Raw genomic sequence first — 5,180 nt, forward strand, 5'->3', positions numbered from 1 at the left:
CCGTGGCCTCAAACGCGACACCATCGCCCACCTCGGCACCCTGGATTTTGTTGCCGCACAAGAGAACGTCGTCTTCCTCGGCCCGGTCGTTATCCACGAGAGCAGCTTGATCTTGATTGGTTCTTGCAGTTCAGGACGTAGTTGCGATCGCAGGAACGTGTTGGGACGGCGTGTTGGAACCCGTTGATGTCAGCGCAGTGCAGCGAGTTCGTCGACGTGGTGTGTGGGGGTGCCGAGGAAGAGGTCGGCCCGTGTCGGGCCGTATCCGATGTTGAGTGTGTCTAGTCGGTAGGTCCACTCGCCGCCGTGTGAGTTGGCGAACCGGTAGTTGACCTGCCAACGCAGCCATTGCCCGCGGGCGAGCCGCTGTGCTGGAGGGCGCCGCCATCTGCGAGGCATGCCGAACGGCGTCACGACGAGTTGGACCCGTAGCAACCCGTCGGTTTCCTGGAGGAGGACCCTGGGGTCCGATGTGGAGTCGGGCAGGCCGTCGTGCGTTACGGACTGAGGCTGGAAATCGTCGTGTTCGTGCATGAGGACGTCGTGGACGAATGGTGGTTGCCTGATCGGCAGTAGGAAGGCTGTCGGGGCCGCGTTCCGACGCGAGGCTTCGGCACCGCCTCGGGAATGTTTGGTCCATGAGGTGCGGACCCACTGGACAACCGTCTCCATGACGCTGATTCTCCGTCACGGTAGTGCGTGGACACCACTGTGTTTCTGCCGGTCGCAACGGCTGTGTGACAGATGGGAGCAGGTCAGGACGGCGACTGATGGCGGGTCCAGCCGCGGCGGGTGAGTTCTCGTCGGAGGTCGAGGTTCTCGCCGTGGGCCTGTTGAAGGGCTTGCCGAAGGGCCTGGAGTTCGTGTCGGTGCTGCTTCTTGAGGTGAGTGATCTGGCTGGTCAGGGCTAGGACAAGGGTGCTTTCTGCGTCCGGCAAGACCGGTTGAGCGGGGACGGGACGGGCTTGGGCGCGCAGGTGCTCGATGCGTCCGCGTAGTTCGGGGTGGTTGTAGAGGAAGGCGTGGGAAACATCGCCTTCGCGCTGGACGGCCTGGAAGGTGACCGGTTCGCCGCGTTTGACGAGTGCGCGGATGGCGTGCTCGGCGGCTGCAGCCTTCGCTGCGGACTTGGCCCTGGCGGCAGCGGTGAGGACGGCGATGCGCTGAGCACGGGCGTCGGTCATGGTTGGGTCCTTTGGTGGCGGGTGAGGTCGAGAGTGAGCGGGACCGGGCCCGCTGGCGCGGTGCCGCAGCCGGCGCCTTGCACTGCCCGGCCTGGGTTGTCCTGCATGGCGGCCAGCAGTCGGGTCAGGGCCGCGTGTTCGGCCCGGCGTTGCGCGAGCCAGACGTTGTCCTCGGGCATGGAACGGCCGTGGCGTTGCTCGAAGGCAGCAGAGTTGCGGGCGATCAACTCCTCGGTCTCGGTCAACTGCCGTTGCAGGGCAGGATGGTGCGACTCGTCGGTCGCGAACACTGAGCAAGTCAGGCAGGCGTTGCCCTTGTCGCAGGATTGAAGCGGTGGCAACAGGCACCAACCGTTGGGGAGGAACCGGTCGGCGCGGTCGAACAGGTGCATGCTGTCGTGGTCCTCGCGGGAGAACTGGACCCGGGTGCCGTCGGCCTTGAGCTTCACCGTGGCCAGGAACGCCTGCTCGGCGTGCTCCTCGCGGGCGGCGATGTAGTGCATCGTCATCGTCGGGGTGGCGTGCCCGGCATAGCGTTGCAGCACGTGGACGGGCAGGCCGAGCTCGGCGAGCCGGGTGAGTTTGGTGTGCCGGAACCGGTGGGTGTGGCTCAGCTTCACCGGCCGGTTCTTGCTGTCGGTGATCTGCACCAGGTCGCTGAACTCGCGCAGCATCCAGTTGTAGGTGCCCGAGGCGTAGGGCTTGTCGCCTCGCCGGTTGCCGGTCCGCTGAACGAACAGGAACCGAGGCGTCAGGTCGGGGAATCGGTCGCGCACCCAGTGTTGTTGCTCTTCAATCACCTCAACGACTTCGCGGTCGACGAGGATGGTGTCCGGCGCGATATCGATCTTGCTTTGGGCGTAGTGGAACCGGGCGATCTGTTCACCCTCGACCGCGTCGAGGGCGCGATCTGGGACCGGGGACAGGCAGTCGAACGCGCAGGTGCGGATCTCGCTGGCGCGACGACCGGTGAGGATCTGCAGCAGGATCATGCGCATCGTCTGCGGATCATCCATGCCGCCGGCCATCAGCTGCTGGCCGTCGCCGCGGGTGATGGGCATCTGCTGGTCGCGGGGCAGCCCGAGCAGGGGCAGCGCGGCCGGGATCTGGGCCAGGGCGTGGTCGTCGACGTAGTGCTCGTCGTTGAACGCCTTGCTGTGCGGAATCCTCGTGACCTGACCGAACCAGCTGGCCGCGTGGACCTCGCTGACCCGGTCCCAGGGCGAGGCGCCCAGGACCGTTCGGGCCTCGCCGCGGTTGGCGGCGATGAACGCGAACAGCTCGGCCACCGCCCGCAGGTCGTCGTTGACCAGGCGCGGGTGCACCGGCTTGCCGAGATGGCGCTGGTCGGTGCCGCCGCGCATCCGGTTGCGCGGGTCGGCCACCCACCGACGAAACGCCGCCGCCTGTTCGGCCGCCTTCGCCGGCTCACCGAGGACTTCGGCTGGGTTCTCGAGGCACTCGGTGAGCCAGGTGTCGAAGCGGTGCAGACATTTCAGCCGCTCCTGGCTCACGGTGGTCCAGCGCAACGTGCCGGCCTCCAACATCGTGCCCAGGCACCACTTCACCGCCGACCGCACCCAGGGTTGCGTGATCTGCCCCGGCGAACAGCCCAAGTTGGCCAGCGGTTCACGGGCCGACAGCGGGATCCGCGGATCGCATCGGGGATGCCAGTAGTCCAGCTCCCACCAGGCTCCCTCGTGACAGCGCACGATCAATGCCTGGCGGGCGAACCGGAACAGCGCCCGCAGTCGGCCGCGGACCCCCTTGTTCGGCAACCTGTGCCAGCGAGTGGCGTAGAACCAGCCCTGCAGCGCCGACGCCGTCTCCCAGTCCATGGCGCGGATCGAGGCGGGGAACGGGTGGCCCTGCCGGATCGCCCAGCGCACGATGTTCGCCAACTGGTTGATCGCCAGCACCGAGGACCGGGTGCCGTCCTGGGCCTGCCAGTGCGCCATCCAAGCCAACTCGGCCGGGAACGGGTCGGGCAGACCGGTCAAGATGATCTTGCCGTCGCGGTTCTCGGTGACCGAGGCCCACTCGGCGATACCGGGGCCGATGATCGGGCCGCGCCAGAGCGACGGCAGCTCCTGCCAGAGCCGACAGAGCGGATCCTCACCACCGGCGGGCCGCAGGTGCGGGCGGTGCTCACGTGTCATCGGACACCCGCCAGGCCGACGCGTAGGACTTCCAGTTCGCGGCCGCCCGCAGCGCCTCGTCCTCGCGGACCCAGCCGTAGAGGTCCAGGGTGGTCTGCACGTGCGCGTGGCCCAGCCGGCGGGAGACCACCCATTCCGGGGTGCCGGCCAGCAGCAGGGCGGTGGCGTGCGAGTGCCGAAACCAGTGCGGGGTCCAGCCGACCGCGCCGATGCCCCGCTTGCGAAGCGCGGCGGTCTTGTCCCGCACCGTGCCCTCACGCAGCGCCGCCAGCAGTGGCGGCCGGTGCAGGTTGACCAGCAGCGGCCAGTCCACCGTGATCGGAATCCCCACCTCGCTCGCGCGGCAGGCCAGGTGGGTCAAGTAGTCGGCGAACAGCCGCTCCAGATCGGCGCCGACATAGATCCGGCGGGGCCGCATCATCTTCACCCGCGCCCCGTTCGGGTTGTCCTCGCGGGGCACGATCTCGATGAACGGGGTGCCGCCGCGGCCCATCACGAAGTCGCTTATCCGTAGGCCCAGCGCCTCACCCAGGCGCATGCCAGTCTCGGCCAGCAGCGCGAACAGCAGCCGGTCGCGCGAATTTCCTTGCCACTCCCCGGTTCCCGGGTCGACCACCGCGCAGCCATCCATAATGGACTGAATCTGCTCGGGCAGCAGCAGCGGGGGCCGACCGTGATGGCGCTGGCGGCGGACACGAACCAGCGAGGACGCCGTCGGTGCGGTCCGCGCGTCCAGGTGCGCCAGCAGACCACGGCCGGGCATCCGGTGGGGCGTGCCGCGCATCAGCCGCCCGGCGACCGGAACGTCGAACACGGCCTGTTGCCAGCGGTAGAACGAGATCACCGCCGCCAGCCGGGCCTCCAACGTCTCCGTCGCGGGCCCAACCTCGAGTTCGGCCAGACGGTGCTCCACGGTGCGCCCGTTGCGCAGCCAGGACAAGAACCCGGACACCGTCGGGACACCGACATCCCGCCACCCCGCGGCCTCGCCACGCTGCTCCAGGAACGTCCACCACTGCGCCAACGAGGTCGCATACCCGCGAACCGTGTTCGGCGACCACAGATACCGATGAGCCTCCAACCACTGCTCGACCGGCTCAACAGTCCGATAGACCTCGTCGATCACCGTCCACGTGCGACGCCCGCCCGAGGGCGTCACTGCCACGCTGTTCGCCACCGCTGCCGTTCCTTCTCGTCGAAGAACTCCCCTGGATAAGAAGGCAACGACGATGCCAAAGGCCTCAAGCGACGATCGTCAATTACACGAAAGAGGGCGTGTCAGCTCCCGTTGATAACGGTTGGAGTCGGCAAGACACACGTCGCGCAAGCGTTGGGGCACATGGCAATCCGCCACGGCGCCGACGTCCGCTTCGCCAAGACCAGCCGCGTCCTGGCCGACCTCGCCGGCGGACACGCCGACGGCACCTGGGGCCGTCGGCTGCGCGAGCTGGCCCGACCACCAGTGCTGATCCTCGACTTATCCCGACTGCGGGGTTATTCCGACAAGTGGGTGGCCGGTGGTGGGAGGCCAGTTCAGGGCCCGCCTCGTGGTTGGGCTGGTGGATGGGGGTTCGGGATAATCACAGGCTTTCGGTGGCGGCCGTTCGGGATCAGCCTTTCCTTGTTGCAGCGAGGTGCTCCTGGAAGGAGAAGGTGACATGGTCAAGACCTCAGGTGCGCTGGTCAACGGTCCGCTGGTGGCGTTCGAGGACGGCTACCGGTGCTACTTGGACCAGTGCGGTTATTCACTCAGGGCGGCCGGCGAGCGCCTGGATCTGCTCGGGCAGCTGAGTCTGTGGCTCGCGAGCCGGGGGTTGTCGGCGACGGAGCTGACACC

The 5,180-nt window shown here is 67.7% G+C and carries 5 protein-coding genes and 1 pseudogene; 2 read left to right on the forward strand and 4 right to left on the reverse strand.

Annotated features, from left to right (window positions below; all coding sequences use genetic code 11):
• Window positions 1-89 (forward strand): annotated as a pseudogene (locus ACRDSQ_RS02995) (IS21-like element ISAau2 family helper ATPase IstB); the annotation flags it as partial.
• Window positions 90-189: 100 nt separating this feature from the next.
• Here ACRDSQ_RS02995 and ACRDSQ_RS03000 read toward each other — a convergent pair.
• From ACRDSQ_RS03000 to ACRDSQ_RS03015, 4 genes are all read right to left on the reverse strand, one after another.
• Window positions 190-534, reverse strand: coding sequence for a hypothetical protein (locus ACRDSQ_RS03000; protein ID WP_431418528.1), 345 nt, complete (start codon window positions 532-534; stop codon window positions 190-192).
• A gap of 221 nt (window positions 535-755) precedes the next feature.
• Window positions 756-1,184 (reverse strand): DUF6262 family protein, encoded by a 429-nt coding sequence (locus ACRDSQ_RS03005; protein WP_431418530.1) that lies wholly within the window; start codon window positions 1,182-1,184, stop codon window positions 756-758.
• Window positions 1,181-3,343, reverse strand: a complete 2,163-nt coding sequence (locus ACRDSQ_RS03010; protein ID WP_431418532.1) for a tyrosine-type recombinase/integrase — start codon at window positions 3,341-3,343, stop codon at window positions 1,181-1,183. The genes ACRDSQ_RS03005 and ACRDSQ_RS03010 overlap by 4 nt, the downstream gene beginning before the upstream one ends.
• On the reverse strand, window positions 3,333-4,520 hold the full coding sequence (locus ACRDSQ_RS03015) for a tyrosine-type recombinase/integrase (RefSeq protein WP_431418534.1): 1,188 nt from the start codon (window positions 4,518-4,520) through the stop codon (window positions 3,333-3,335). Before ACRDSQ_RS03015 ends, ACRDSQ_RS03010 begins: the two co-directional genes overlap by 11 nt.
• Before the next feature lie 111 nt (window positions 4,521-4,631).
• Here ACRDSQ_RS03015 and ACRDSQ_RS03020 point away from each other — a divergent pair, with 111 nt between their 5' ends.
• On the forward strand, window positions 4,632-5,000 hold the full coding sequence (locus ACRDSQ_RS03020) for an ATP-binding protein (protein ID WP_431418536.1): 369 nt from the start codon (window positions 4,632-4,634) through the stop codon (window positions 4,998-5,000).
• Window positions 5,001-5,180 lie beyond the last annotated feature (180 nt).

Source organism: Actinokineospora sp., from assembly GCF_050699995.1.
GTDB lineage: Bacteria > Actinomycetota > Actinomycetes > Mycobacteriales > Pseudonocardiaceae > Actinokineospora.

Bases quoted from the DNA above. Each gene is read 5' to 3' on its own strand.
- ACRDSQ_RS03000 (WP_431418528.1), bottom strand. From the start codon at position 534: ATGCACGAACACGACGATTTCCAGCCTCAGTCCGTAACGCACGACGGC.
- ACRDSQ_RS03005 (WP_431418530.1), bottom strand. From the start codon at position 1,184: ATGACCGACGCCCGTGCTCAGCGCATCGCCGTCCTCACCGCTGCCGCC.
- ACRDSQ_RS03010 (WP_431418532.1), bottom strand. From the start codon at position 3,343: ATGACACGTGAGCACCGCCCGCACCTGCGGCCCGCCGGTGGTGAGGAT.